The sequence below is a fragment of the Cupriavidus sp. 22TCCZM04-2 genome (genome assembly GCF_057798895.1).
Window position 1 is genome coordinate 34,451 of the sequence record NZ_JBYOJS010000027.1, and the last position, 22,728, is coordinate 57,178.

Genomic DNA, 22,728 nt, shown 5'->3' on the forward strand with positions numbered 1-22,728 from the left:
CAACAGCGGCGCATTCATAGGAACCTCGTCTGGAAAGCTAACGCGCCGCGCAGGCGCCAGTAAAGTGACAATGGCGGAATCAGGACCGATGTGACGACCATCTCCGCGACATGCGAAGGCGTCCGCGCCGCCCCTTGCAGGCGGCGCCGGCAGAACATGGCGGTCAGCACCAGCCAGAGCGCAGCGGCCATGCCCGCAGCGCGCCACGCACCGGCAGCGATGGCCACCCCCATTACGGCCATGGCCAGCCCGATCACGTAGTAGTGCCACGGCGGGACGCGGCGGATCCGCGCCCGGTAAAGCGCGGGGTGTTTCTTGTAGAGCAGCGCATCGAAATACACCTTGGCCTGCGCGGCCAGGCTGCTGCCCCACGGCGCGGGACGGACCGGATGCACGACGACGGCGGCAGGTGCCCGGCCCACCGGTCCGACCTGCTCTTCGAGCCGGAACTGCAGGTCCGAATCCTCGCGCCAGGCGCGCGTAAAGCGCTCGTCGAACCCGCCCACGCGCGCCAGCGCCTGACGCCGCACGAAGCAGTTGGCCGTCACGAACTCGGCAGTGGCCAGGCCGGCGGTGTCGCGCTCATGGTCGGTGGGCCGCGGCGGCATCGGCACCACGGTGCGCCCGGACGCGGCGCTCCATGCGGGCCGGGATGCCAGCGTGCGGCGACCTTCGCGCACCCAGGCTGGCGCCGGGATCGTATCGTCGTCGGTGAAGGCAATGATGGCGCCACGCGCGAGCCGGGCGCCCGCATTGCGCGCACCGGCCGGGCCCTGCGTGTCTGGCACCGCGACGTAGCGCAGCGCAATGTGAGGATATGCGGCCGCCAGTTCCGCCACCTGCTGCGCGATGCGCGGCGCGCAGCCGTCGTCGCAGACAATGATTTCGAACGCGCCGGCTTCGATGTCCTGCCCGCACAGCGCGCGCAGGCACCGCTCCAGCAGGTCGGGCCGCCGGTAGGTGGGAATGACGACCGAGACGGCCGGATCAGGCGCCGGCATCGGCCATCTCCGCTGCCGTGGCCGGCGTCGTGGCGGCCGATGCCGCCGGCGCGGCCGGCTTTTCCAGCAGGAACGAGCCGATCACCAGCGCATCGAGCGGCGAAGTCCAGAAGCACTCGACCGCATCGCGTGGCGTACAGACGATCGGCTCGCCGCGCGTGTTGAACGAGGTGTTGACCAGGATCGGCACGCCGGTGCGGCGCGCGAACGCCGCCAGCACGTCGTAGTAGGCGGCATTCTGGTCGCGCCGGATGGTCTGGACGCGCGCGGTGCCGTCGACGTGCGTGACCGCGGGAATCCGCGCGGCCATGTCCGGCTTGACGTCATAGACGAACAACATGAACGGCGCGCTGCCGTCGCCGGGCTTGTCGGCGTGGAACCACTCGGCCATGCTTTCCTGCAGGACCACGGGCGCCACCGGCCGGAAATCCTCGCGGTCCTTGATCTGGTTCAGCCGCTGCTGCATGCCCGCGTCGATCGGCGAGGCCAGGATCGAGCGCGCGCCCAGCGCGCGCGGCCCGAACTCCATGCGGCCCTGGAACCAGCCGATGATCCGGTTCTGCGCGAGCAGCGCGGCGGTGGTCTCGGCCACGTTGTCCAGGCGCGTATACGGCAACTTGGCCCAGTCGAGGAAGGCCGCGATCTCGTCGTCGCCATAGGCGGGACCGAGGTAGGCGTGGTCCATCTGCCAGTGCCGCTGCGGCCGGCCGCGCTGCTCGAAGTCGACCCACAATGCCGCGCCGAGCGCCGTGCCCGCGTCACCGGCGGCCGGCTGCACCCATACCGCATCGAACGGGCTCTGGTCACGCACGCGCGCGTTCATCACGCAGTTCAGCGCCACGCCGCCCGCCATCGCCAGGCAACGTTCGCCGGAGGTCTGCGCAAGCCACGTCGCCATGCCGACCACGGTTTCCTCGAGCACCTGCTGCAATGACCGCGCGATATCGAAGTGGCGGCTGGACATGGCGCTGCCCCGCTCGCGCGCCGGACCGAGCACGGCGTCGAGATCGGCTTCGGCGACGCGGTAGCCGCCCGCGCCATCCGGCGTGACCATCTTGCGGAACGTTTCCAGATAAGCCGGCTTGCCATAGGAGGCAAGCGCCATGACCTTGTACTCGTCGGACGAGTGCAGGAAGCCGAGATGCCGCGTGATGCGCTCGTACAGCAAGCCAAGCGAATCGGGCAGGTCGATCTGCCGGATACGGCGATACGCGCTACCGTCGAACACGCCGTAGCTGGTGGTGGCGCGCTCGCCGCGGCCGTCCATGGTCAACACCGCGCAGCGCTGGAACGGCGCCGCCAGGAACGCGCTGGCTTCGTGCGCCATATGGTGTTCGACGAAGTGCCAGCGGAACGGGCCGTCATGCCGCACGCCGTGGAACCTGGCCTGCAGGTGATGTGGCGCGCCCGACGCGAGTTGCCGCGGCGCGTTGACGATATAGGACAGGAACAGCGGTTCCCACGGCGCCGCCGCCGCGCCGGCGCGGGACGGCTCCAGCGGCAGCGACAGGGCCTCGTCGTCGCGCCGCTCGCCAAGCAGCAGCGCGGGATCGTAGGAGTAGGCGATGTGGTCCACATCGGCCAGCGAGATGCCTGCCTGCGCCAGGCAGTAGTCGATGGCGTGGTATGGCAGTTCCCAGGTGCTGAACGGCACCGGCCGCTTGCCGTGCTTGATGTGGGTGAAGCGCTCGTCCTCGGCGGCGGCAATCACCTCGCCGTCGCGCACGAGGCAGGCGGCGGAATCGTGGTAGGCGGCGTTAATGCCAAGCGTATACATGCGTCCTCTCCTCGACGGTGGAAACCGGCTGGCTGTCCGGCACCGGGTCTTGCGGCCATGGCATCGGGCTTTCGGCGGGGCTGTCTCCGCCGAGCAGCGCCAGCGCCGCGGCCACCACCGCTTGCGGGCCGACGCCGCGCAGGCAGCGGTGATGGCCTTGCGGGCACGTGCTCTTGTAGCAGTAGCGGCACGGCACGTCCTGGAACAGCGTGCGGTGCGGCACCTGCCATGGGGTGTGCTGCGGGTTGGTCAGCGCGTACAGGTCCACCACGGGCGTGCCGAGCGCCGCCGCGATATGCACCGGGCCGCTGTTGTTCGACACCAGCAGCTCCGCCGATTCAAGCAGGGCCGCGAACTCGCCCAATGGCAGCACGCCGGCCAGCGGCACGACGCCGGATGAACCCGCGTTGCGGCAGACGTCTTCGACCACCTCGCGCTCCGCTTCCGAGCCGGTCACGAAGACCGTGGCACCCGTCTCTCGCGCCAGTTGGCCGGCCACTGCCGCGAAGTGTTCCGCCGGCCATCGGCGCGACGGCGCGGTCGCGCCGGGGTGCACCACAATCCTGGCTTTGCCGGCAGCTTGCAGGCCCCGTGCCGAGAGTGCGGCACGGTCCGCGTCGCGCACGGCAAACCGCAGTCGCCTGTCCGACGTGTGCGCACCGGCCTGCGCGACCAGGTCGAGCTGGCGCTGGGCTTCGTGTCGTGGCTGCCCACCGGGGTCGGTCTCGGGCGCCCAGTCGCTGAGCAGCGCATAGGGGTTCTCGCGGCAGTGCGCGAGCCGCAGCGGAATCCCCGCCAGCACGCACAGCATGGCGGCGGGCAACGGACTCTGGCTGTAGACCGTGAAGATCACGGCCCCGTCGAAGCGCCCTGCGGCAAGTTGCGCGGCGCACGCGCGCAGTCGCCGCGCCGATTCTTCGGGTCCGGGCGACTCGGCATGCCGCACCCACGGCGCGTCCCAGCCGATCACGTCACTGACCATCGGCAGGTGCGGCGCGAGCCGGGCCGAGGCCGATGAAGTCAGCAAGGTCAGCCGGCGTCCCGGCACCGCTTCGGCCAGTGCCTGCATGGCGGGCGTCGTCATCAGGACGTCGCCCATATTGTCCAGCCGGACACACAGGAGCCGGCGTGCGCGCTCCCAGGTCGTCATGCCGGCCTCGCCACGAACGGCGCGGCCGGCACGTGCTCGCCGGCAACGATCCGCGCCGCATGCGCCAGCGTCGGCACCACGAAATCCGGCGTGCGCCACGCCCCGCCGACCCATTCGGTTTCACCGCCGCAGTCGATCAGGATCGTGTTGCAGCCCGCGCGCCGGCCCGCCTCGACGTCGTCGAGGATGTCGCCGATCATCCACGACGCCTCCAGGTCAAAGCCCAGCACCGACGCCGCCGCGCGCAACATGCCCGGCGAAGGCTTGCGGCAACTGCACGCCACGGCATACTGCGCCACCGCGCCTTCCGGATGGTGCGGACAGTAGAAGAAGCCCGAGAGCCTGGCGCCGTGCAGCCGGAACAACGCCGCAAGTTTGCGGTGGACGGCCTGCAGTGCCTGCTCTTCAAAGCCGCCGAGCGCCACGCCCGGCTGGTTGCTGACCACCACCAGCGGCACGCCCAGGTCGCCCAGCACGCGCAGCGCGTCGCCGGCGGTGTCCGCAAGGACCATCTCGTCGGGGTCCACGTTGTACGGCACGTTCCTGAGCAGGGTGCCGTCCTTGTCGAGCAGGACGGCACCCTTGCGCGTGCGGATCAGGGCCACGACGTCTCCTTCATCGGCAAGACCATGAGTTCCGGGATCACGGTCTCTTCCGGCTGCGTCAGCACGAAGCGCACGGCGCGCGCGACATTGGCCGGGTCCTGCAGCGTCGAGGTATCGATATCGGGAAAGCGGTCGAGCAGGAACGGCGTGCGCATGCCCCCGGCGACGATCGCGCAGACCTTGATGCCGTGCGGGCGCAGTTCGGCGTGCAGCGCGTGCGAGAACCCCAGCACGCCCCACTTGGTGGCGTGGTAGGCCGACGCATTGGGCCATGCCCGCTTGGACGCGGTCGACGCAATATTGACGATGTGCCCGCTGCCCTGCGCCTTCATCAGCGGCACGGCGGCATGCGCCAGCAGATACGGCCCGTAGAGGTTGACCATCAGCACGCGGCGCCACTGCTCGGTGTCCACTTCCTCGACCGGCAGCGTGATGTCGATGGCGGCGTTGTTGATGATGCCATCGAGGCGCCCGGCCAGCTTGCCGCCGGCGCGTCCGATCTCCGCGAACAGCCGGTCGACGGCGTCGGCGTCGGACACGTCCACGCCGATGGCCTCCGCGTCCGCGCCGGATTCCCGCAGCGAAGCCGCGCACGCGCTCGCGCGCGCCAGGTCGAGCTCGGCGATGATCACGCGCGCGCCGGCTTCGCCCAGTACGCGGCAGATCTCGCCACCGAGGCCGCGGCCGCCGCCGCTCACTAGGAATCGCTTGCCTTCCAGCAGTGGGTCTTTGCCCGCCATGTCATTTCTCCGGTGCGAGGGTCGAGGGTCTATACCAGGCAGCAGGCCGCTCCAGGCGGCCGGACTGCGTGAGCCGAGCGAAATGCATGCCAGTGCGCGGCTACGGCCGGTGCGCCGCGTGCGCGTGCCCGATCGCCGCCGCACGCAGCAACGCGGCGATGCAGCGCGCGAAGGCCTCGTCATACCAGCCGTTCGCGCCGCTGACCGCGACCACGATGCCGTCGAGCACGATGCCGCCCGCCAGGGCCATGTCGCCGGCGACGAGCAGGTGCGGGGATTGCGTGGCCACCACGCCGGAGTCCGCCTGGGTACGCCACGCGACACGCGCCTTCTCGCGCGCGTAGTACGCATAGTCGGCATCCCAGCTTTCCTGCGAGGGCAGCGAGTGTTCGTAGAGGATCGCCTCCTCGAACGTGCCCGTGCCAAAGGGAATGCAGGGATCCATCACGACGATATGCATGCAGCGGCTCTCGCCGACATCGCGGTCGGCAAGGCTCGCGTTGAGCATCGGCAAGGCAAGAGCGACCGCGCGGCGCGCGGTCTCGGCATCGGCAAAGCGGGAGGTCATGGCGCGCTCCTCAAAGACTGGGCCGCTATGACGCAACCTCCATGCCCGTCCCAGCAAACAGCGCCCGGCACGTGAGAGACGCTTCTACACAAGCCTGGTAGAAAGCGCGACCGGGAACTTCAAACGCCCGGCACGGGGCTTGCCCCGCAGCGCACGGGGTGGGGGTCGGGCCGAGAACCGCTATAACGCTGGTCATTCGGTTCCCTGGCATTGCGGCCTCCAGGGCTCCCACGCGCACACAACACCTCTGGCATGCATGCTGCAGAGCCGGGCTACCGATCCCCCACCCGACCGGAGGCCGCCATGCAGCGCATCGCCATGATCAGTGAACATGCCTCGCCGCTGGCGAGCATCGGAAGCGTCGACAGCGGCGGACAGAACGTCTACGTCGCGCACCTGGCGCGGCAGCTCGGCAAGAGCGGCTATCTGGTCGATGTGTTCACGCGGCGCGACAAGGCCCTGCTGCCGGACATCGTGGCGTTCGCGCCCAATGTCCGTGTGGTCCATGTGCCGGCCGGGCCCGCGGTGTATGTGCCCAAGGAGCAATTGCTGCCGTACATGCCAGCCTTCGGCGACTTCATGGTGGGGTTCATGCGCGGCGATGCGATCGGCTACGACGTGCTGCACGCCAACTTCTTCATGTCGGGCGTGGCCGCCATGCGCGCTCGCCAGGTGCTCGATATCCCGCTGGTCATGACGTTCCACGCACTCGGCAAGGTGCGCAGGCTGCATCAGGGCAGCGCCGACGGCTTCCCGGACAACCGCTTCGATATCGAGGACGATCTCGTGCGCCATGCCGACCGCGTGGTGGCCGAATGTCCGCAGGACCTGGACGACCTGGTCACCCTGTACCACGGCGATCCCGAGCGCATCGACATCGTCCCCTGCGGGTTCGACGAAGAAGAGTTCGCCCCGATCGAGCGCGATGAAGCACGCCGCGCGCTGGCGTGGGATGCCAATGCCTTCACCGTGCTGCAGCTCGGCCGCCTGGTGCCGCGCAAGGGCATCGACAACGTCATCCGCGCGATCGGGCACCTGCGCCATGGGCAAGGCATCGAGGCCCGGCTGTTTGTCGTGGGCGGCAACGCCGACCAGCCCAGCGTGGCGGCGACGCCGGAAATCGGCCGGCTCCAGGTCGTGGCCGAAGACGCGGGCGTGGCGGACTGCGTCACCTTCGTCGGACGGCGCCGGCGCTCGCAGCTGCGCGGCTTCTACAGCGCTGCCGACGTGTTCGTCACCACGCCGTGGTACGAGCCCTTCGGCATTACGCCGGTCGAGGCCATGGCCTGTGGCGTACCGGTCATCGGCGCCGACGTCGGCGGCATCCGCACGACGGTGGTCGACGGCGAAACCGGCTTCCTGGTGCCGCCGGATGCGCCCGAGGCGCTCGCGGAGCGGCTGGCGCGGCTGGCCTGCGACCGCGCGCTGGCGCGCCGCATGGGCGTGGCGGGCCGGCAGCGCGTGCAGGCGGAGTTCACGTGGATGCACGTCGCCCGCCAGATGGAGCAAGTCTATGCCCGCGTCGCGGGCGCCGAACGTCCGGCGCGCCGCGTGGCGGCTTGAGCGGAGACGACCATGCGGGAAGCCGATCGCAAGCGCGTCCTCGTCACCGGCGGTGCCGGGTTCCTCGGTTCGCACTTGTGCGAACGCCTGGTGGAACTCGGCCACGATGTACTTTGCGTTGATAACTTCTACACGGGCAGCAAGGAGAATATCGCCCACCTGCTCCCTCTCTACAATTTCGAGCTGCTGCGGCACGATGTGACGTTCCCGCTCTATGTCGAGGTCGACCAGATTTACAACCTCGCCTGCCCCGCGTCGCCGGTCCACTACCAGAGCGATCCGGTGCAGACCACCAAGACCAGCGTGCACGGCGCGATCAACATGCTGGGGCTGGCCAAGCGCGTCAAGGCGCGCATTCTCCAGGCCTCCACCAGCGAGGTCTACGGCGACCCCGACAACCACCCCCAGCAGGAAAGCTATTGGGGGCATGTCAACCCGGTCGGGCGGCGCGCCTGCTACGACGAAGGCAAGCGCTGCGCGGAAACGCTGTTCATGGACTATCACCGCCAGCACGGCGTGGACGTGCGCATCGCGCGCATCTTCAACACCTATGGCCCGCGCATGCACCCGGCCGACGGCCGCGTGGTGTCGAACTTCATCTCGCAGGCGCTGAACGGCGAGCCGCTCACGTTGTACGGCGACGGCTCGCAGACGCGCTCGTTCTGCTACGTCGACGACCTCGTCGACGGGCTGGTCCGATTAATGGAATCCGACGCCGCGGCCACGCCCGTGAACCTTGGCAACCCGTGCGAAAGCACGATGCGCGACATCGCGAGCGAGATCCTGCAGGCCACCGGTTCCGGCTCGCCCATCGAGAACCGCCCTTTGCCCGAAGACGATCCGCGGCAACGCTGCCCGGATATCACGCTCGCGCGCACGCTGCTGCAATGGAACCCGGCGACGCCGCTTTCCCAAGGCCTGCGGCTGACCGTTGCCTATTTCGTCTCGCGGCTGGCCGGGCGCGTCCGGCGGCAGAAGCTGGCCGGGCAGTCGTCAGCGCCATTGAAACCCGCCGAGCCGGCGCGGCGCCAACCCGCCTCGGATGTGTCCTGACGCGATGGCGAGCTTCCATGCCCCGGAGCGGATGACGATCCTCTCCCCCCACCTGGACGACGCCGTCTTCAGCTGCGGATGCCTGATCGCCGCCGGCAACAATCCCAGCGTGCTGACCGTGTTCGCCGGGCTGCCGTCCGCGCAGATGCCGCTGCCGGAATGGGACCGCGCGGCCGGCTTCGCCAGTGCGCGCGAAGCCGTGCTGTCGCGCCGCCATGAAGACGCGCGCGCGCTCGGCCAGCTCGGGGGCCACCCGCTCTGGCTGGACCTGCTCGACAGCCAGTACCGGCACGCCTATACGATCGAAGCCATCGCGGCCCGCATCGTCGAGTGCCAGGTGCTGCGCGAAAGCCGTACCGTGATCGCGCCGATGGGCCTGTTCCACAGCGACCATATCCTCACGCATGGCGCCAGCCTGCTGCTGTGCCGGCCGGCCCTGGTGACCGAGGGCGGCGATGACGAAGAGCGCGCCGCCGAGCCCCGGCGATGGCTGTTCTATGAGGACGCGATCTACCGGCGACTGCCCGGCCTGGTGCAGAACCAGCTTGCCGCGTGGCAGCGCGCGGGACTCCTCGCGACACCGGTGTCTTTCGCCACGGCACCGTTCCTGCCGCGCAAGATGGAGGCCGTCAAGGCCTACGCCAGCCAGCTTCCGCTGTTCAGCGAAGCGCAGATCGCCGATATCGGCGCGCCCGAGCGCTACTGGTCGCTGACCCTCGCGGAACGGAGCCCGTCATGACCGCCCCTTGCATCAGCGTGGTCGTGCTGACCCACAACCGCCGCGATACGCTCGCGCACACGCTGCGCCAGCTCACCGCGCTGCCTGAGCGGCCGCGCGTCGCGGTGGTGGACAACGGCTCGACCGACGGGACCTGCGCCATGCTGGCGCGGCAGTTTCCGGAGGTGGCCTGCCTGTCCTGCAGCACCAACCTGGGCGCCGCGGGCCGCAATCTGGGTGCGCGGTGGGCGTCCACGCCGTACGTGGCCTTCTGCGACGACGATTGCTGGTGGCAGCCCGGCGCGCTGGCCCGCGCCTGCGCCATCTTCGGCAACCACCCCGAAATCGGCGCGCTGACCGCACGCATCCTGGTCGGCGAGACCGAGCGTGAAGACCCGGCCAGTACTGCCATGTCGCACAGCCCCCTGCCCTCTACCGGCCTGCCCGGACGCATGATCCTGGGCGTGATGGCCGGGGCCACCGCCTTCCGTACCGGCGCCTTCCTGGAGGCCGGCGGCTACGATTCGCGCCTCTTCATCGGCGGCGAGGAAACGCTGCTATCGCTGCGGCTGGCCGCGCTGGGGTGGGCGCTGGTCTACGCGCCCGAACTGGTGGTGCACCACCATCCCAGCGCCGCGCGCGACGCGCAGCGGCGCCGCGCCATGCTGGCGCGCAATGCGGTGTGGTCCGCCTGGCTGTGCCTGCCCGCGCCAATGGCCGTGGCGGAAACGCTCGGTGTCTTCCCGCAGCTGGCCACGCAGCTGGAGGCCAGCGACTGGGGCGATCTCCTGCGCGGCATGCGCTGGGTGCTGCAGGAACGCGAGGTGGTGCCGCGCCACATCGCCGCCGCGCTGCGTCTGGTGCGCGCCGCAGCGCGCTGAGCTCGGCGTCGCCGCTATTCCTCGTTTACATCCGACCCGGGCGCCTGTGCGCCTGGATCGCCGCGATCAGTTCGGCCATGCGGACCGGCTTGGGCAAGTGCACCTGGAATCCGGCCATCATTGCGCGGATGCGGTCCTGCGGCTGCGCATGCCCCGACAGCGCGATGGCGGTCAGCCGGTGCAGCAGCGGCACCTCGCGCCGGCTTTCGAGCCGCCGCACCGCGCGCAGGACGGTATAGCCGTCTTCTTCATCGAGCGCGATATCGCACAGCAGCACATTGGGCCAGTCGGCCGGCGACATGCCGGCGAGATCCTGCAGCAGGTCCCTGCCGTGCCCGTAGGCCAGCGCGCGCGCCCCAAGATCTTCGAGCGCTTCGACCAGGATGTCGCGCGTGGTCGCATCGTCGTCAAGGACCAGGATGCACAGGTCGCGCAGCGAATGCGGCCCGGGGGCCGGGAACTCGTCGGGCGCGGGCAAGGCTGGCGCGACCGCTTCGCGGACCGGCCGCATCGGCATACGGAAGCACCAGGTCTGCCGGGCCGCGTCGGCCGTGAGCCGCACGCCCGCGTCGGCAAGCCGCACCTGCAGTCGCTGCACGTCGGCCGGCGGCACGCGCCGCCCCTCGGCGGGCTGGGTCGCGGCGAGCGTCAGGCCGGCATCGCCGTCCAGCCGTTCGAGCCGGAGTTCGAGCCGTCCGCCTGGGACCATGGTATCGATCACACTTCCGCACAGCTGCCAGATGGCCTGCTGCAGCACGCCGGGGTCGCCAGTCACGCGCAGTTCCGCGTCGTTCACGATCGTAAACAGGTGGATGTTGCGTTCCGCGATAATGTCGCGCAGGCCGTCCACCACCCCGGCCACCAGCGTATCGAGCCGGATCGGCTGCATCGCGAGCCGCTCTTCCGTGCGTTCCAGTTCGCGTTGCTGCTGCTGCAGGCGCCACATCTGCGCATAGACACCGCCGCGCGCGAGCAGCGCCTCGTGCGTGCCGGCTTCCACGACGCGGCCGTGTTCCATGACCAGGATGTGGTTTGCCTCGGCAATGGTCGACAGCCGGTGCGCAATGATGAAAGCGGTGCGGCCCCGGGCCACGGCGGTCAGTTCCTGCTGGATCGCCCGCTCGGTACGCGTGTCGAGCGCGGACGTCGCTTCGTCGAAGACGATGATCGGCGGCTTCTTCAGCATGGCGCGGGCAATCGCCACGCGCTGGCGCTCGCCGCCCGAGAGCCGCACGCCGCGTTCGCCGACCATGGTGTCGTAGCCATCGGGCAGGCGGTCGACCAGGGTGTCGAGCTGCGCGGCGCGCGCGGCGTCCACCACGTCGGCGCGGGTCGCGCCTTCCCGGCCGTAGGCAATGTTGTAGGCGATGGTGTCGTTGAACAGGATGGTGTCCTGCGGCACGATGCCGACCACCTCGCGCAGGCTGCGCTGCGTGACCAGCCTCAGGTCCTGCCCGTCGATCAGGATGCGGCCCGAATCGGGCTGGTAGAGCCGGAACAGCAGCCGCGCCAGCGTCGACTTGCCCGAACCGCTGCCGCCAACCACGGCCACGGTCTGGCCGGCTCGCACATGGAAGCTGACATCCCAAAGCGTATGCCGGCTCGGGTCATAGCTGAAATTGACGTTCTCGAACACGATCGTGCCCTGGCTGACCTGCAGTGCCGACGCGCCCGGCGCATCGGTGTCCTCGCCGGCGCGGCCCTTGGCGTCGAGCAGCGCGAACAGGCGCTCGACATTGGTCATGGCGTCGTTCGATTCGCGGAAGATGAAGCCGAGCGTATTGAGCGGCAGCACGACCTGGATGATGTACGCGTTGATCAGCACCAGGTCGCCAACGGTCAGCACGCCGTGCAGGACCTTGTCGACGCCCAGCAGCATGACGCCGGCCACGCCGACCGCGATGCACGCGCTCTGCGCGATATGCAGGGTGGACAGCGCATACTGGTTCTCCACGCTGATGTCGACCCAGCGGCCCAGCAGCCGTCCCAGCCGCTCGGATTCGAACGACTCGCGCGCGAAGTACTTGACCGTGTCGTAGTTCAGCAGGCTGTCCACCACCTTGCTGTTGGTCTGCGCCTCGACACTGTTGACATGGCGCTGCACACGCATGCGGCGGCGCGCGAGCAGCACCGTGCAACCCGCGTACAGCGCGAACACCACGACGATGATCCCCGCAAAGCTCGCCCCGTAGCCGGCCACCATGATGATCAGCACCGAGCCGATCTCCAGCAGCGTAGGGACGATGGTGAATACCGACACGCCCAGCAGAAAGCCGATCGCCGCCGTGCCCTTCTCCAGGTCGCGGATCACGCCGCCGGTCTCGCGCCGCGCGTGGAACCTGGCGCCGAGCTTGTGCAGGTGCGCGAAGGTGCGGGCCATGAAGCTGGCCACCGTGCTCTGCGCGACATTGGCGAAGACCACGTCGCGCAGTTCGTTGAAGGCGTTGCCAAGCAGGCGCAGCACGGCGTAGGCCAGCACCAGGTACGCCGGCATTGTCACCACAAGCCGTACCACGGATGCGGGCTCCGCGCCCGTGCCCGCGTGCGAAAGCGTGCGCACCGGCGACAGCTCGTCGACGATCAGCTTGAGGACCAGCGGGACCGCGACCGTTGCCGCCTTCGCCAGCAGCAACAGGGCGATGGCCACGACCACGCGCGCGCGGAACTTCCAGATCGCGCGCCACAGCTCGCCCGCGATCCGGCGGCGCGAGACGCGAGGCGTGTTCGGCATTCCCGCCTGCCGGGTAGCGCGCCGGGGCGGCTCAGCGATCGGGTTCGGACGGGTTGGAGACCTCGGTCAGCGTGTCGCCGGCCTTGGCGATGTCGCCGGACTTGGTCGCGATATCGCCGAGCGATACGATGCCCACCAGCCGGTCGTCCTTGTCGATCACCGGCACCCGGCGGATCTGCCGTTCGGCCATCTTCGCGCGCGCGTCGTCGACCGTGTCGTCATCGCGGCACCATAGCGGGCCTTCCGACATCGCCTCGGCGATCCGGGTCTGCGGATCCTTGCCCACGGCGATGCAGCGGCACGTGATATCGCGGTCAGTCACCATGCCGCGCAGATGACCGTCGACGCACACGGGCAGCGTGCCGACATTGAGGTCATCCATGATCCTGGCCGCCTCCTGGAGCGTGCAGTCGGGCGTTACGTACTGCGGATCGGCGGTCATCACGTCACGCAGCCGCAGTTGCGGCTGCAGCGGGGAGGCAGGCGTGGAGGCATGCTGCGTTCGGGTGGCCATCAGTTTCTCCATGTGGTCGGTTCGCGTTCTTTTTTCGTGGCGCAGGCAAGGGGTCGCAACGACCATGCCCGTCGCGCGCCGCCCATGGGCGGCGCGGGCGGCGCAAGTCGCGAGCGGATTTGCAGTCCGACATGGAAAGATTTACCGCCGGTGCGCAGCGCGGCACCCCGGATTACCCGCGTACGCGATGCGCTTTCCCTGACCTTCCTTCGCCGGCGAGGCGCACCGCCTGGCGCAGGCTGGCCACGATGCGCGCGAACGCGGCCTGGCGTCCTTCCTCGCTGCGCTGGCGCAGGACGAACGACGGGTGGTACGTGACGACGACCAGGTGGCCGTCCTTCTCGACCGGCGCATCGAGCAGTGCCGACAAGGCCACGCGCTTCTTGCCGAGCACGGCGCCGGTGGCGGTCGCGCCCAGCGCAACGATGACGGTGGGGCCCACCGCGTGGATCTCCTGCTCCAGCCACATGCCGCACGCTTCGATCTCGAGCTGCCCCGGGGTCTTGTGCAGACGGCGCTTGCCGCGCAGCTGGAACTTGAAGTGCTTGACGGCGTTGGTCAGGTAGACGTCTTCACGCTGCAGTCCGGCCTGCGCGAGCGCTTCGCCCAGCAGGCGGCCGGCTGGCCCCACGAAGGGCTCGCCCTGCAGGTCTTCCTCATTGCCGGGCTGTTCGCCGACGAGCATGAGCCGGGCGCTGACGGGGCCTGCTCCGGGCACGCCCTGCGTGGCGTCGTGCCAAAGCGGGCAGCGCCGGCAGGCATTGAGCTGCGGGCGTTCGGGAACGGAGTCGGTGGATTTTTCAGCGCTTCGGGGCATGAGTGCATACACTGGCGGCAAGTAGTCAGGGACGACTCAAGATGCATGCCGGATCGCGGCACGCGCCGCTGGCACGACAGATGCAGGGTTCCGGGTGCTGATGCCGATTGACAGGTTCCGTTCGATCGCGGTTACTATCCTCGGCTTCACCGTTGCCCACGCCATCAGAACTTCCCAGGGGAAGATGCGGCCAGCCGCGCCGCGGTTCATTTCAGGGAGCCGATATGCAAGCACTGAAACCGCTGAAGCCGAAAGTCAGGGCCACCATCGTCTGCATCCGGCACGACAGCGTGCTGCTCGTTTCGAAGGACGGCGTGCGATGGGCACTGCCTGGCGGCCGCCCCGGCAAGCAGGAGTCGCCGGAGCAAACCGCACGGCGCGAGCTGCAGCAGGAAACGGCACTGAAGACCAAGGCGCTGGTGGGCGTTTTCCAGTTCATCGGCGCGACCACGGTGCATCACGTATTCACCGCCGACATTGAAGCATCGGCGCGGCCGAAGGCCGGTCATGAAATCAAGTCGCTGCAATGGCTGCCGCACGAGAAACTTGGCGAAGTCGAAACCAGTGCGACCACGCGGCAGATTGTGTCGCAGTTTTTCCAGACCGAAACACGGTAGCAATGGGCCGGGGTCGGTCACCCTATCGCGACGCATGCCTCACTTTGCGGCGAAACACCGTCGCAGGCGCGCGACAGTCGCTGGATTGACGCCGGTCCGGCCGGGGTTCGCGACTACACTCGTTGCTGGGGCGGGCAACGGGTACGCCCCAACCACTTCGAGCCCTCGACCACCCCGGCCGAGGGCTTTTTTATGGTTGTCCGGGGGATTGAGGGGGCGTGCCTGGGGTCTGAGGTTATGACGGGGTAGCGAAGACCCGGTCATAACCAGAGAACCCCCGGCTACATACACGGCGCGCAGCAGCAGGTTTTCGCCCTGTGAGGATTGAATCCAAGAAATCCCCGGCATTCACCCCGAATCTCGTCCAATTGATCGCAATTTTCGGGAACTGATTCGCACCTCGACTGCCTTATCACTGCCGTCACGGCGCTGGGCTGTGACGGATCGCCCTTCTGCTTCGTGCCGGGGCCGCGGCTCCGCACGTCTCTTGCCACCGCTCGGTGGCGCCCAGAACACCAAAACAAGAAAGGAAAAACAGGGATGGCACTGACTTCCAACAAGCTGCCGGCGTGGACCGTGTGCGCCCCGCTTGCCGCGGCGGCGATCCTCGCCGCCGGACTTGCCCTGCCCGTACAGGGCTGGCTGATCCTGCTCATGGCACCGGCGCTCGCGGGCGCGGTGTTCGCGGCGGTCCACCACGCGGAGGTGGTCGCGCACCGCGTCGGCGAGCCGTTCGGCACGCTTGTCCTGGCCATCGCCGTGACGGTGATCGAAGTGGCGCTGATCGTCTCGGTGATGCTGTCGTCCGGTCCCGAAAAAGCCGGACTGGCACGGGATACCGTGTTTGCCGCCGTCATGCTGATCTGCAACGGGATCGTCGGGCTATGCCTGTTCGTCGGCGGCCTGCACCATCGCGAGCAGGCGTTCCAGGCGCCGGGCGCCAATGCCGCCATGGCCGTGCTGGCGGCGCTGCTCGCGCTGACCATGGTGCTGCCCAACTACACCAGCAGTTCGCCGGGCCCGGTGCTGACGCCGGCGCAACTCGGCTTTGCCGGTGTGATGTCGCTGGTGCTGTACGGCTCGTTCGTGTTCGTGCAGACCGTGCGCCACCGCGACTATTTCCTGGCTGACGACAGTTCGGACGAGGACGTCCATGCGCCGCCGCCGCCGGGCCGCGTCGCCGCCATCAGCGGCCTGCTGCTCGTGGTCTGCCTGGTGCTTGTCGTCGGCCTGGCCAAGCTGCTGTCGCCATCGGTGGAGGCGGCCGTGCTGCACGCGGGCGCACCGGCGGCGGTGGTCGGCATCATCATCGCGGCCACGGTGCTGTTGCCCGAGGGCCTGGCCGCACTGCGCGCGGCGCGCGCCGATCGCATCCAGACCAGCCTGAACCTTGCGCTCGGCTCGGCGCTGGCCAGCATCGGCCTGACCATTCCATCGGTCGCCGCGGTCTTTATCTGGATCGGACAGCCGCTTGAACTGGGACTTGGCCCGAAGGAAACCGTGCTGCTGATGCTGACGCTGATCGTGTCGTCGCTCACGCTCGGCAGGGGCCGCACCACGATCCTGCAGGGTGTGGTGCACCTCGCCATCCTGGCCGCCTACCTGTTCCTGTCAGTGGTGCCCTGAGCGGGCCCTCAGGCGTGATCGCGCCGGTAGTGCGCGAGCTTGTCTTCATCGAGCGCAAGTCCCAGCCCCGGGCCTTCGGGCAAGTGCAGGCTGAAGTCGCGGTAAGCGGGCCGCTCGACCACGATGTCATCCTTGAGCAGCAGCGGGCCAAACAGCTCCGTGCCCCACGCCAGCTGCGGCAGCGTGCAGAAGCCATGCGCGGCGGCGATGGTGCCCACGCTGCCCTCCAGCATCGTGCCGCCATACAGCGCGATGCCTGCGGCATCGCCCACGGCAGCCGTGCGCAGCATGCCGAAGATGCCGCCCGACTTGGCGATCTTCAGCGCGAACACGTCGGCGCCGCCGATGCGCGCGAGTTCCATCGCATCCTCCGGACCGCACACGGCCTCGTCCGCCATGATCGGCACCACGAAGCGTGCCGCCAGCCGCGCCAGCGCCGTGCGCTGCTCGCGCGGCGTGGGCTGCTCGATCAGGTCGATGCCCGCGGCTTCGAGCATGGCGATGCCGCCGGCGGCATCGGCTTCGTTCCAGGCCTGGTTGATGTCCACGGTCACGCGGGCGCGGTCGCCGAGCGCGCGCTTGATCGCCGACACGTGCGCCACGTCGTCGCGCACGCTGCGCCGGCCGATCTTGAGCTTGAAGGTGTTGTGGCGGCGCTCGGCCAGCAGGCGCTCGGCTTCGTCGATGTCCTTCGCGGTATCGCCGCTGGCCAGCGTCCACAGCACCGGCAGCGTGGCGCGCACCGCGCCGCCCAGCAGCGTGGCCAGCGGCACGCCCAGGCGCTTGCCCTGCGCATCGAGCAGCGCGGTTTCCAGCGCCGACTTGGCGAAGCGGTTGCCGCGCGCGATCTTGTTCAGGCGAGCCATCGCGGCGTGGACGTTGGTGGCGTCCTCGCCAGCCAGCGCGGGCGCCAGGTAGGTGTCGATGGCCAGCTTGATGCCTTCGGGGCTCTCGTCGCCATACGACAGGCCGCCGATGGTGGTGGCCTCGCCGATGCCCTCGATGCCGTCGCTGCAGCGCAGCCGCACGATCACCAGCGTCTGCTGCTGCATGGTGGCCATGGCCAGTTGATGGGCCCGGATGGTGGGCAGGTCGACCAGGATGGCTTCGACCGAGGTAATCGTGGCTGTCATAGTTTCTCGATACAGTGGATGTATGGGTTGGACAACGTCATGAGCTGCGCTGCTGGACGTTCGCAACGATGTTCCTGTCATCCGTTGTGGCCTGGACCGCCTTGCCTTCCATGATCGACGCCGAGCGCTGGTGGTCGATCATCAGGACAGCCAGCACGGCGATGACCGCGGGCACGGCCATGGCCGCGAAATTCTGCTGCAGCGGCAGGGAAAGGCTGACCAGCACGCCGATGACAATCGGCGCGAGGATGGCGCCGCCGCGGCCGACACCGGAGGCCCAGCCAATTCCCGTGCCGCGCACGGTCGCCGGATAGAACTGCCCGGCATAGGCGTAGGTCACGATTTGCGTCCCGATGGTCGAGGCTCCGGCAAGCGCAACCACGAGGAACAAGGCCTCGGTCGGCATCCTGAAGCCAAGCAGCGTGATGGAGACCGCAGCCAGTGCGTACATGCCGACCAGGACGTATTTGATATTGAACCTGTCCGCAAGCCAGCCGCCGCCGATGGCGCCGGCCATCGCGCCAAAGTTCAACACCAGCACGAAGGTCAAGGCGGAGCCGAGGCTATAGCCCGCGCCAGCCATGAGCTTGGTGAGCCACGAGCTCAAGGCATAGACCATAAACAGGCACATGAAGAAGGCAATCCACAGCATCACGGTGCTGAAGCCGCGCCCGTCACGGAACAGCATGCTGATGGGAGCGCTGGCCCCTTTCCCGGCCTGCGGCAAGTCGAACCGGTCCGTGGCCTGTGCGCGGTAAGCGGGGGCCATCCTGACCAGCACGGCCTTCAACGTGTCCAGGCGATTCCGCTGGATCAGGAACGGCAATGACTCCGGCATCAGCTTCAGCACCGCGGGGATGATCAGTACGGGCGCGCTGGCGGCCAGGAACACAGATTGCCAGCCGTACGTCTCGATCAGCGACTTGCCCATCAGTGCGGCCAGCATCCCGCCCACGGAATACCCGCTGAACATGAGCGTGACCATGGTGCCGCGGATCTTGCGCGGCGAGAACTCGGTCATCTGGGCGACGACGTTGGGCATCACGCCGCCGATGCCGAGTCCGGCAAAGAAGCGTGTCACGCTGAACGAGACCGGGTCGTGCGTCATTCCCGCCGCGGCCGTAAAGACGCTGAACAGCGCAATGCAGATGGCAATGGCCTTTGGCCGGCCAATGCGGTCGGCGACGGTGCCCATGATTACCGCGCCGAACATCATGCCGAACAGGGCCGAACTGACCATGAAGCCTGCACGGGTCGCGTCGACGCCCATGTCCTTCATGATCGAGGGCAGCGCAATGCCCACCACGGCGAGATCGTAGCCGTCAAAGATGATGATGAGCGCGCACCAGAACAGCAGGCCTGCATGGAATCTGTTGAAGCGCGCGTCGTCCGCTAGCTTGTGGACGTCAATGTGTCGCATGTTTTGTCTCCGTTGTCGTTTTTTGGATGGCCGCGGCAGCCAGGCTGAATGCAGCCGGCCGCGCCTGCTTCTTTTATGAGCTTTAGCCGTTGTCGCCGCCAGCAACCGGCAGTACGGCGCCTGTGATGTACCCCGCCTCGTCCGACGCAAGAAAGAGAATCGGCGCGATCTGTTCGTCGAGCGTGCCGTAGCGTTTGAAGAAGGTCGACTCGGCAACCTGCGTCACCGCCTCGCGCATCCATGCCTTCTCTTGCTCGCTGTCTCCCGCTGCGTTGCGCGGCACGCGCCGCGGCGGCGCCTCGGTGCCCCCGGGCGCTGCGGCGACCACCCGGATGTTGTGCTCGCCATACTCCATGGCCAGCGACTGGGTCATCGCGTTGACGCCGCCTTTGGCCGCCGAGTACGGCACGCGTCGGATGCCGCGCGTGGCATTCGAGGAAATATTCACGATGGTTCCGCCTCCCTGCGCCAGCATGTGCGGAAGGACGGCGTGGCAGGCGTACAGCGTAGGCATGAGCGAGCGGCGGATTTCCGCGTCGATCTGCGCCGGCTCGAACTCGGCAAATGGCCGCATCCGGATGGCACCGCCCACGCCGTTGACCAGGACGTCGATGCGGCCAAATTTCTCCACCGCAAAGGCCATCGTGGCGGCCGCGCCTTCATAGGTCTCCATGTCGGCAATGAAGCCGGCGGTGTCGGCCCCGACCGCTTCAGCAGCGACCTCGCGGACGAAGTCGGCGCGATCGACGAACAGGACGCTGGCACCTTCCGCCGCGGCGCGCAGCGCAACGCCACGGCCGATACCCTGTGCCGCGCCGGTGACGACCATCACCTTGCCTTCGAATCGGCGGGCGTTCATGCGATCACCGGAACGGCGTTGGGCGTGAACTTCTCGTAGTGGAAGCTGTTGGGCTTCACGCCATTGTCATCGAAATGCTTGCGCACGGCGTCGACCATCGGCGGCGGACCGCACAGGTACACGTCGACATCCCCGTCGTTCAGGCATTCAGCCGGCATATGCTGCGTCACCCAGCCCTTGCGGGGATGGCTCGATTCCGCTTCGGCAACCACGGTGCTGAACGTGAAGTTCGGCAGCTTCGCGACGTACGCCTCGATCGCATCGACCTGGACCAGGTCAAGGTCGCGGGTCACGCCGTAGATCAGATGCACCTTCTGCTGCGAGTTCGCCCGCACCAGCACTTCCAGCATCGACAGGAACGGCGCCAGGCCCGTGCCGCCCGCCAGGAACAGCAGCGGACGCTCCACGGCCCGAAGGTAGAAGCTGCCCAGCGGGCCGGTCAGCTGCACCTTGTGTCCCGGCTGCGCCGATTCGAGCCAGGTGCTCATCACGCCGCCGGCAATCTTCTTGATCAGGAAGCTGATCTTCGAAGCACCCGGCGCGGACGAGAACGAATACGAGCGGTGCGCCCCCCTGCCGGGAACGTCGATGTTCACATACTGGCCGGCCAGAAAGACCGGCGGAATGCTGTCCACGTCCAGTTCCAGCACTACCGCCGCATCATTGTGCTGCTCGACCTTGGTGACCGTCGCGGAAAACTTGCTTTGTTCGGTCTTGCACACCGTTGACGACGCCGGCACGGCGATAACGCAATCGCTCTGCGGCACCATCTGGCACGTCAGCACGAGCCCGCTGGCTTTCTCGTCGTCGTTCAGCGCGTCCTCGATGTAGTCGTCGCCGAGATCGTAGCTACCGCTCTCGGCGCGGCACTTACAGGTGCCGCAGACGCCGTCGGAGCAATCCATCGGCAGGTTGATCTTGGCGCGAAACGCGGCGTCGAGGACCTTCTCGCCGGCCTTGCATTCGACAAAGCGGGTGACGCCGTCTTCAAAATTCAGTGCGATGTTGTAGCTGGACATGTTGCCTCCTGCGTCCGTTTCGTTCCAACCCGTGGCCTCAGACGTGGTAGACGTCGAGCACCTGGCGGATGTAGTCATTCTTGAGCACGATCTTCTTGCTCGAAATCAGCAAGCGGTCGCCCACCTTGCGGAAGGTGAGATAGACCGTTCCGAAGTACTGGTCTGTCACCCTGTAGCGATGGCTCAGCGTGTTGAAGTTGTAGCGAATGTCGACTTCGCCCTCGCGCTGCGCCAGCACTTCGACATTGGTGACGTTGTGGCCGGTGCGCGGCTCCGGCATCGACGCGCTGCTGCGCTCGGTCCGGATGCGGAACACCCGGTCTTCCAGGCCGCCGCGGTCCGGGTAGTACATCAGTGAGATCTGGCTTTGCGGGTCCTGTGTAAGCTGGTCATCGTCGTCCCACGCCGGCATCCAGTAGGTGACGTCTTCCGCGTAGCAGGCCAGCCATTCGTCCCATTGGCGGTCATCGAGAAAGCGCGCTTCCTGATAGAGCGCCTGGCAGATGGTTTGATAGTCGATGTTCATACCGCCGCCTCCGCCTGTTCCTTGCGCAGGGCTTCTCTCATCACCTGCCTCCAGTATTCGTGTTGCACCACGAAGAGCCCTTCATCTTCACTGCGCTCGCCCGATATCAGCGGGTTCAATCCCATGCCTTTGGCGTTTTCGTCCGGTCCGTGGACCCAAAGCGGTGCGCCACGCGACATGTCGTTCCACATGGTTGTGGTGTTGGCGTAGCCCGCCTGGCACGCGCGGAATTCCTCAAGGTCGTCGCTGGTGCCCATGCCGGTGACATTGAAGAAATCTTCGTACTGGCGAATGCGGAGGGCGCGGCTTTCGGCGCTTTCTCCCTTGGGCGCGAAGCAGAAGATATTGACTTCGGTCTTGTCGACACTGATCGGGCGGACCACGCGGATCTGGGTGCTGAACTGGTCCATCAGGAACACGTTCGGATACAGGCACAGGTTGCGTGTCTGGTTCACGATGTAGTTCGCCTTGTCTTCACCGACACGCGCTGCAATCTCGTCGCGATGCTGATAGACCGGACGCACTTCCGGATTCATCGTGTTGGTCCAGAGCAGGATGTGGCCATGCTCGAAGCCATACACCCCCGCGATCGACTTGCTCCAGCCGTTGGCATCGACGGCCTTGGTGCCTTCGACCTTGCGCCGGCCCATGGTGGCGGCGTAGTTCCAGTGCACGGTGCTGACGTGATAGCCGTCGCAGCCGTTTTCCATCTGCATCTTCCAGTTGCCGTCGTAGATGTAGGAAGAGTTGCCGCGCAGCACTTCGAGACCTTCCGGTGCTTGCGAGACGATCTGGTCGATGATGACCCTCGTTTCGCCGAGGTAGTCCTCGAGCGGCATCACGTCTTCGCTCAGGCTGCCGAACAGGAAGCCGCGGTAGTTCTGGAAGCGCGCCACCTTCTTCAGGTCGTGCGAGCCCTGCTTGTTGAACTGCACCGGATACTCGGTGGTTTTCTCGTCCTTGACCTTCAGCAGCTTGCCGGCATTCGAGAACGTCCAGCCGTGGAACGGACAGGTGAAGCTGCCCTTGTTGCCATGCTTGCGACGGCACAGCATGGCGCCTTTGTGGGCGCAGGCATTGATCACCGCATGCAGTTCGCCGGTCTTGTCACGCGTGATGACGATCGGCTGGCGACCGATCCACGTGGTGTAGTAATCGTTGTTGTTCGGAACCTGGCTTTCGTGTGCCAGGTAGACCCAGTTGCGCTCGAAGATGTGCTTCATCTCGAGTTCGTACAGATCGGCGTTCGTAAAGATGTCACGGCGGCAGCGGAAGACGCCATTTTCCTTGTCATCCTGAACGGCATTGCTCAGCAGATCGTCCAGTTGTTGTGCTTTGTCGAGTGTTGCGGACATGAGTCGTCTCCCTATGCAGGCTTCCCAGGGGAAGCCTGTGGCATCGGTTCAGATA

General features: G+C 67.4%; 21 protein-coding genes. 6 read left to right on the forward strand and 15 right to left on the reverse strand.

Annotation, left to right across the window (positions count from 1 at the left end):
* Window positions 1–14: 14 nt before the first annotated feature.
* The 6 genes from AC3FKG_RS27340 to AC3FKG_RS27365 form a co-directional block, all read right to left on the reverse strand.
* Window positions 15–1,001 (reverse strand): glycosyltransferase family 2 protein, encoded by a 987-nt coding sequence (locus AC3FKG_RS27340; RefSeq protein ID WP_488744648.1) that lies wholly within the window; start codon window positions 999–1,001, stop codon window positions 15–17.
* Entirely contained in the window at window positions 988–2,778 is a 1,791-nt protein-coding gene (locus AC3FKG_RS27345; RefSeq protein ID WP_483714098.1) for a carbamoyltransferase family protein, read from the reverse strand. The genes AC3FKG_RS27340 and AC3FKG_RS27345 overlap by 14 nt, the downstream gene beginning before the upstream one ends.
* Complete coding sequence (waaF, locus tag AC3FKG_RS27350; protein ID WP_488744649.1) at window positions 2,759–3,928, reverse strand: lipopolysaccharide heptosyltransferase II; 1,170 nt, start codon at window positions 3,926–3,928, stop codon at window positions 2,759–2,761. Before waaF ends, AC3FKG_RS27345 begins: the two co-directional genes overlap by 20 nt.
* A complete protein-coding gene (locus AC3FKG_RS27355; RefSeq protein WP_483714096.1) occupies window positions 3,925–4,533 on the reverse strand; it encodes a D-glycero-alpha-D-manno-heptose-1,7-bisphosphate 7-phosphatase in 609 nt (202 codons plus the stop codon). The genes waaF and AC3FKG_RS27355 overlap by 4 nt, the downstream gene beginning before the upstream one ends.
* Window positions 4,524–5,273 carry an SDR family oxidoreductase gene (locus AC3FKG_RS27360; RefSeq protein WP_483714095.1) on the reverse strand — a complete coding sequence of 250 codons (750 nt, stop codon included), beginning with the start codon at window positions 5,271–5,273 and terminating at the stop codon, window positions 4,524–4,526. The genes AC3FKG_RS27355 and AC3FKG_RS27360 overlap by 10 nt, the downstream gene beginning before the upstream one ends.
* Before the next feature lie 100 nt (window positions 5,274–5,373).
* Window positions 5,374–5,841, reverse strand: coding sequence for a hypothetical protein (locus AC3FKG_RS27365; protein WP_483714094.1), 468 nt, complete (start codon window positions 5,839–5,841; stop codon window positions 5,374–5,376).
* Window positions 5,842–6,144: 303 nt separating this feature from the next.
* Between AC3FKG_RS27365 and AC3FKG_RS27370 the strand changes: the two genes are divergently transcribed.
* The 4 genes from AC3FKG_RS27370 to AC3FKG_RS27385 are packed head-to-tail and all read left to right on the forward strand — an operon-like array spanning window position 6,145 to window position 10,056.
* Window positions 6,145–7,404 (forward strand): glycosyltransferase family 4 protein, encoded by a 1,260-nt coding sequence (locus tag AC3FKG_RS27370; RefSeq protein WP_488744650.1) that lies wholly within the window; start codon window positions 6,145–6,147, stop codon window positions 7,402–7,404.
* 12 nt (window positions 7,405–7,416) lie between these two features.
* A complete protein-coding gene (locus AC3FKG_RS27375) occupies window positions 7,417–8,457 on the forward strand; it encodes a UDP-glucuronic acid decarboxylase family protein (RefSeq protein WP_483714092.1) in 1,041 nt (346 codons plus the stop codon).
* A 31-nt stretch (window positions 8,458–8,488) separates the two neighbouring features.
* The gene (locus tag AC3FKG_RS27380) at window positions 8,489–9,196 is read left to right on the forward strand and encodes a PIG-L deacetylase family protein (RefSeq protein ID WP_483714091.1); all 708 of its coding nucleotides are present in this window, start codon (window positions 8,489–8,491) and stop codon (window positions 9,194–9,196) included.
* Entirely contained in the window at window positions 9,193–10,056 is an 864-nt protein-coding gene (locus AC3FKG_RS27385; RefSeq protein WP_483714090.1) for a glycosyltransferase family 2 protein, read from the forward strand. The genes AC3FKG_RS27380 and AC3FKG_RS27385 overlap by 4 nt, the downstream gene beginning before the upstream one ends.
* Window positions 10,057–10,081: 25 nt before the next feature.
* On the opposite strand, the gene AC3FKG_RS27390 is transcribed toward AC3FKG_RS27385, so the two are convergent.
* The 3 genes from AC3FKG_RS27390 to AC3FKG_RS27400 form a co-directional block, all read right to left on the reverse strand.
* Window positions 10,082–12,787, reverse strand: a complete 2,706-nt coding sequence (locus tag AC3FKG_RS27390) for an ATP-binding cassette domain-containing protein (RefSeq protein WP_488744651.1) — start codon at window positions 12,785–12,787, stop codon at window positions 10,082–10,084.
* A gap of 31 nt (window positions 12,788–12,818) precedes the next feature.
* Window positions 12,819–13,301: a CBS domain-containing protein gene (locus AC3FKG_RS27395; RefSeq protein ID WP_483714088.1), complete on the reverse strand. Its 483-nt coding sequence runs from the start codon at window positions 13,299–13,301 to the stop codon at window positions 12,819–12,821.
* A gap of 172 nt (window positions 13,302–13,473) precedes the next feature.
* Window positions 13,474–14,118 carry a UdgX family uracil-DNA binding protein gene (locus AC3FKG_RS27400; RefSeq protein WP_483714087.1) on the reverse strand — a complete coding sequence of 215 codons (645 nt, stop codon included), beginning with the start codon at window positions 14,116–14,118 and terminating at the stop codon, window positions 13,474–13,476.
* A gap of 224 nt (window positions 14,119–14,342) precedes the next feature.
* Between AC3FKG_RS27400 and AC3FKG_RS27405 the strand changes: the two genes are divergently transcribed.
* The gene (locus AC3FKG_RS27405) at window positions 14,343–14,735 is read left to right on the forward strand and encodes an NUDIX hydrolase (RefSeq protein ID WP_483714086.1); all 393 of its coding nucleotides are present in this window, start codon (window positions 14,343–14,345) and stop codon (window positions 14,733–14,735) included.
* A 540-nt stretch (window positions 14,736–15,275) separates the two neighbouring features.
* Window positions 15,276–16,361: a calcium:cation antiporter gene (locus AC3FKG_RS27410; protein WP_488744652.1), complete on the forward strand. Its 1,086-nt coding sequence runs from the start codon at window positions 15,276–15,278 to the stop codon at window positions 16,359–16,361.
* A gap of 8 nt (window positions 16,362–16,369) precedes the next feature.
* On the opposite strand, the gene AC3FKG_RS27415 is transcribed toward AC3FKG_RS27410, so the two are convergent.
* From AC3FKG_RS27415 to AC3FKG_RS27440, 6 genes are all read right to left on the reverse strand, one after another.
* Window positions 16,370–17,494 (reverse strand): muconate/chloromuconate family cycloisomerase, encoded by a 1,125-nt coding sequence (locus AC3FKG_RS27415; RefSeq protein ID WP_488744653.1) that lies wholly within the window; start codon window positions 17,492–17,494, stop codon window positions 16,370–16,372.
* 37 nt (window positions 17,495–17,531) lie between these two features.
* Window positions 17,532–18,914 carry an MFS transporter gene (locus tag AC3FKG_RS27420; RefSeq protein WP_483714083.1) on the reverse strand — a complete coding sequence of 461 codons (1,383 nt, stop codon included), beginning with the start codon at window positions 18,912–18,914 and terminating at the stop codon, window positions 17,532–17,534.
* 82 nt (window positions 18,915–18,996) lie between these two features.
* Complete coding sequence (gene benD, locus AC3FKG_RS27425; RefSeq protein ID WP_483714081.1) at window positions 18,997–19,773, reverse strand: benzoate diol dehydrogenase BenD; 777 nt, start codon at window positions 19,771–19,773, stop codon at window positions 18,997–18,999.
* A complete protein-coding gene (gene benC / locus AC3FKG_RS27430; protein WP_488744654.1) occupies window positions 19,770–20,792 on the reverse strand; it encodes a benzoate 1,2-dioxygenase electron transfer component BenC in 1,023 nt (340 codons plus the stop codon). The genes benD and benC overlap by 4 nt, the downstream gene beginning before the upstream one ends.
* Window positions 20,793–20,829: 37 nt before the next feature.
* The gene (benB, locus tag AC3FKG_RS27435) at window positions 20,830–21,318 is read right to left on the reverse strand and encodes a benzoate 1,2-dioxygenase small subunit (RefSeq protein ID WP_483714078.1); all 489 of its coding nucleotides are present in this window, start codon (window positions 21,316–21,318) and stop codon (window positions 20,830–20,832) included.
* On the reverse strand, window positions 21,315–22,673 hold the full coding sequence (locus AC3FKG_RS27440; RefSeq protein WP_483714077.1) for an SRPBCC family protein: 1,359 nt from the start codon (window positions 22,671–22,673) through the stop codon (window positions 21,315–21,317). Before AC3FKG_RS27440 ends, benB begins: the two co-directional genes overlap by 4 nt.
* Window positions 22,674–22,728: the final 55 nt, after the last annotated feature.

Bases quoted from the DNA above. Each gene is read 5' to 3' on its own strand.
- benB (WP_483714078.1), bottom strand. From the start codon at position 21,318: ATGAACATCGACTATCAAACCATCTGCCAGGCGCTCTATCAGGAAGCG.
- AC3FKG_RS27420 (WP_483714083.1), bottom strand. From the start codon at position 18,914: ATGCGACACATTGACGTCCACAAGCTAGCGGACGACGCGCGCTTCAAC.
- AC3FKG_RS27395 (WP_483714088.1), bottom strand. From the start codon at position 13,301: ATGGCCACCCGAACGCAGCATGCCTCCACGCCTGCCTCCCCGCTGCAG.
- AC3FKG_RS27410 (WP_488744652.1), top strand. From the start codon at position 15,276: ATGGCACTGACTTCCAACAAGCTGCCGGCGTGGACCGTGTGCGCCCCG.
- AC3FKG_RS27375 (WP_483714092.1), top strand. From the start codon at position 7,417: ATGCGGGAAGCCGATCGCAAGCGCGTCCTCGTCACCGGCGGTGCCGGG.
- AC3FKG_RS27400 (WP_483714087.1), bottom strand. From the start codon at position 14,118: ATGCCCCGAAGCGCTGAAAAATCCACCGACTCCGTTCCCGAACGCCCG.
- AC3FKG_RS27345 (WP_483714098.1), bottom strand. From the start codon at position 2,778: ATGTATACGCTTGGCATTAACGCCGCCTACCACGATTCCGCCGCCTGC.
- AC3FKG_RS27340 (WP_488744648.1), bottom strand. From the start codon at position 1,001: ATGCCGGCGCCTGATCCGGCCGTCTCGGTCGTCATTCCCACCTACCGG.
- AC3FKG_RS27365 (WP_483714094.1), bottom strand. From the start codon at position 5,841: ATGACCTCCCGCTTTGCCGATGCCGAGACCGCGCGCCGCGCGGTCGCT.
- AC3FKG_RS27440 (WP_483714077.1), bottom strand. From the start codon at position 22,673: ATGTCCGCAACACTCGACAAAGCACAACAACTGGACGATCTGCTGAGC.
- AC3FKG_RS27380 (WP_483714091.1), top strand. From the start codon at position 8,489: ATGACGATCCTCTCCCCCCACCTGGACGACGCCGTCTTCAGCTGCGGA.
- AC3FKG_RS27370 (WP_488744650.1), top strand. From the start codon at position 6,145: ATGCAGCGCATCGCCATGATCAGTGAACATGCCTCGCCGCTGGCGAGC.
- waaF (WP_488744649.1), bottom strand. From the start codon at position 3,928: ATGACGACCTGGGAGCGCGCACGCCGGCTCCTGTGTGTCCGGCTGGAC.
- AC3FKG_RS27360 (WP_483714095.1), bottom strand. From the start codon at position 5,273: ATGGCGGGCAAAGACCCACTGCTGGAAGGCAAGCGATTCCTAGTGAGC.
- AC3FKG_RS27405 (WP_483714086.1), top strand. From the start codon at position 14,343: ATGCAAGCACTGAAACCGCTGAAGCCGAAAGTCAGGGCCACCATCGTC.
- AC3FKG_RS27415 (WP_488744653.1), bottom strand. From the start codon at position 17,494: ATGACAGCCACGATTACCTCGGTCGAAGCCATCCTGGTCGACCTGCCC.
- AC3FKG_RS27390 (WP_488744651.1), bottom strand. From the start codon at position 12,787: ATGCCGAACACGCCTCGCGTCTCGCGCCGCCGGATCGCGGGCGAGCTG.
- benC (WP_488744654.1), bottom strand. From the start codon at position 20,792: ATGTCCAGCTACAACATCGCACTGAATTTTGAAGACGGCGTCACCCGC.
- AC3FKG_RS27385 (WP_483714090.1), top strand. From the start codon at position 9,193: ATGACCGCCCCTTGCATCAGCGTGGTCGTGCTGACCCACAACCGCCGC.
- benD (WP_483714081.1), bottom strand. From the start codon at position 19,773: ATGAACGCCCGCCGATTCGAAGGCAAGGTGATGGTCGTCACCGGCGCG.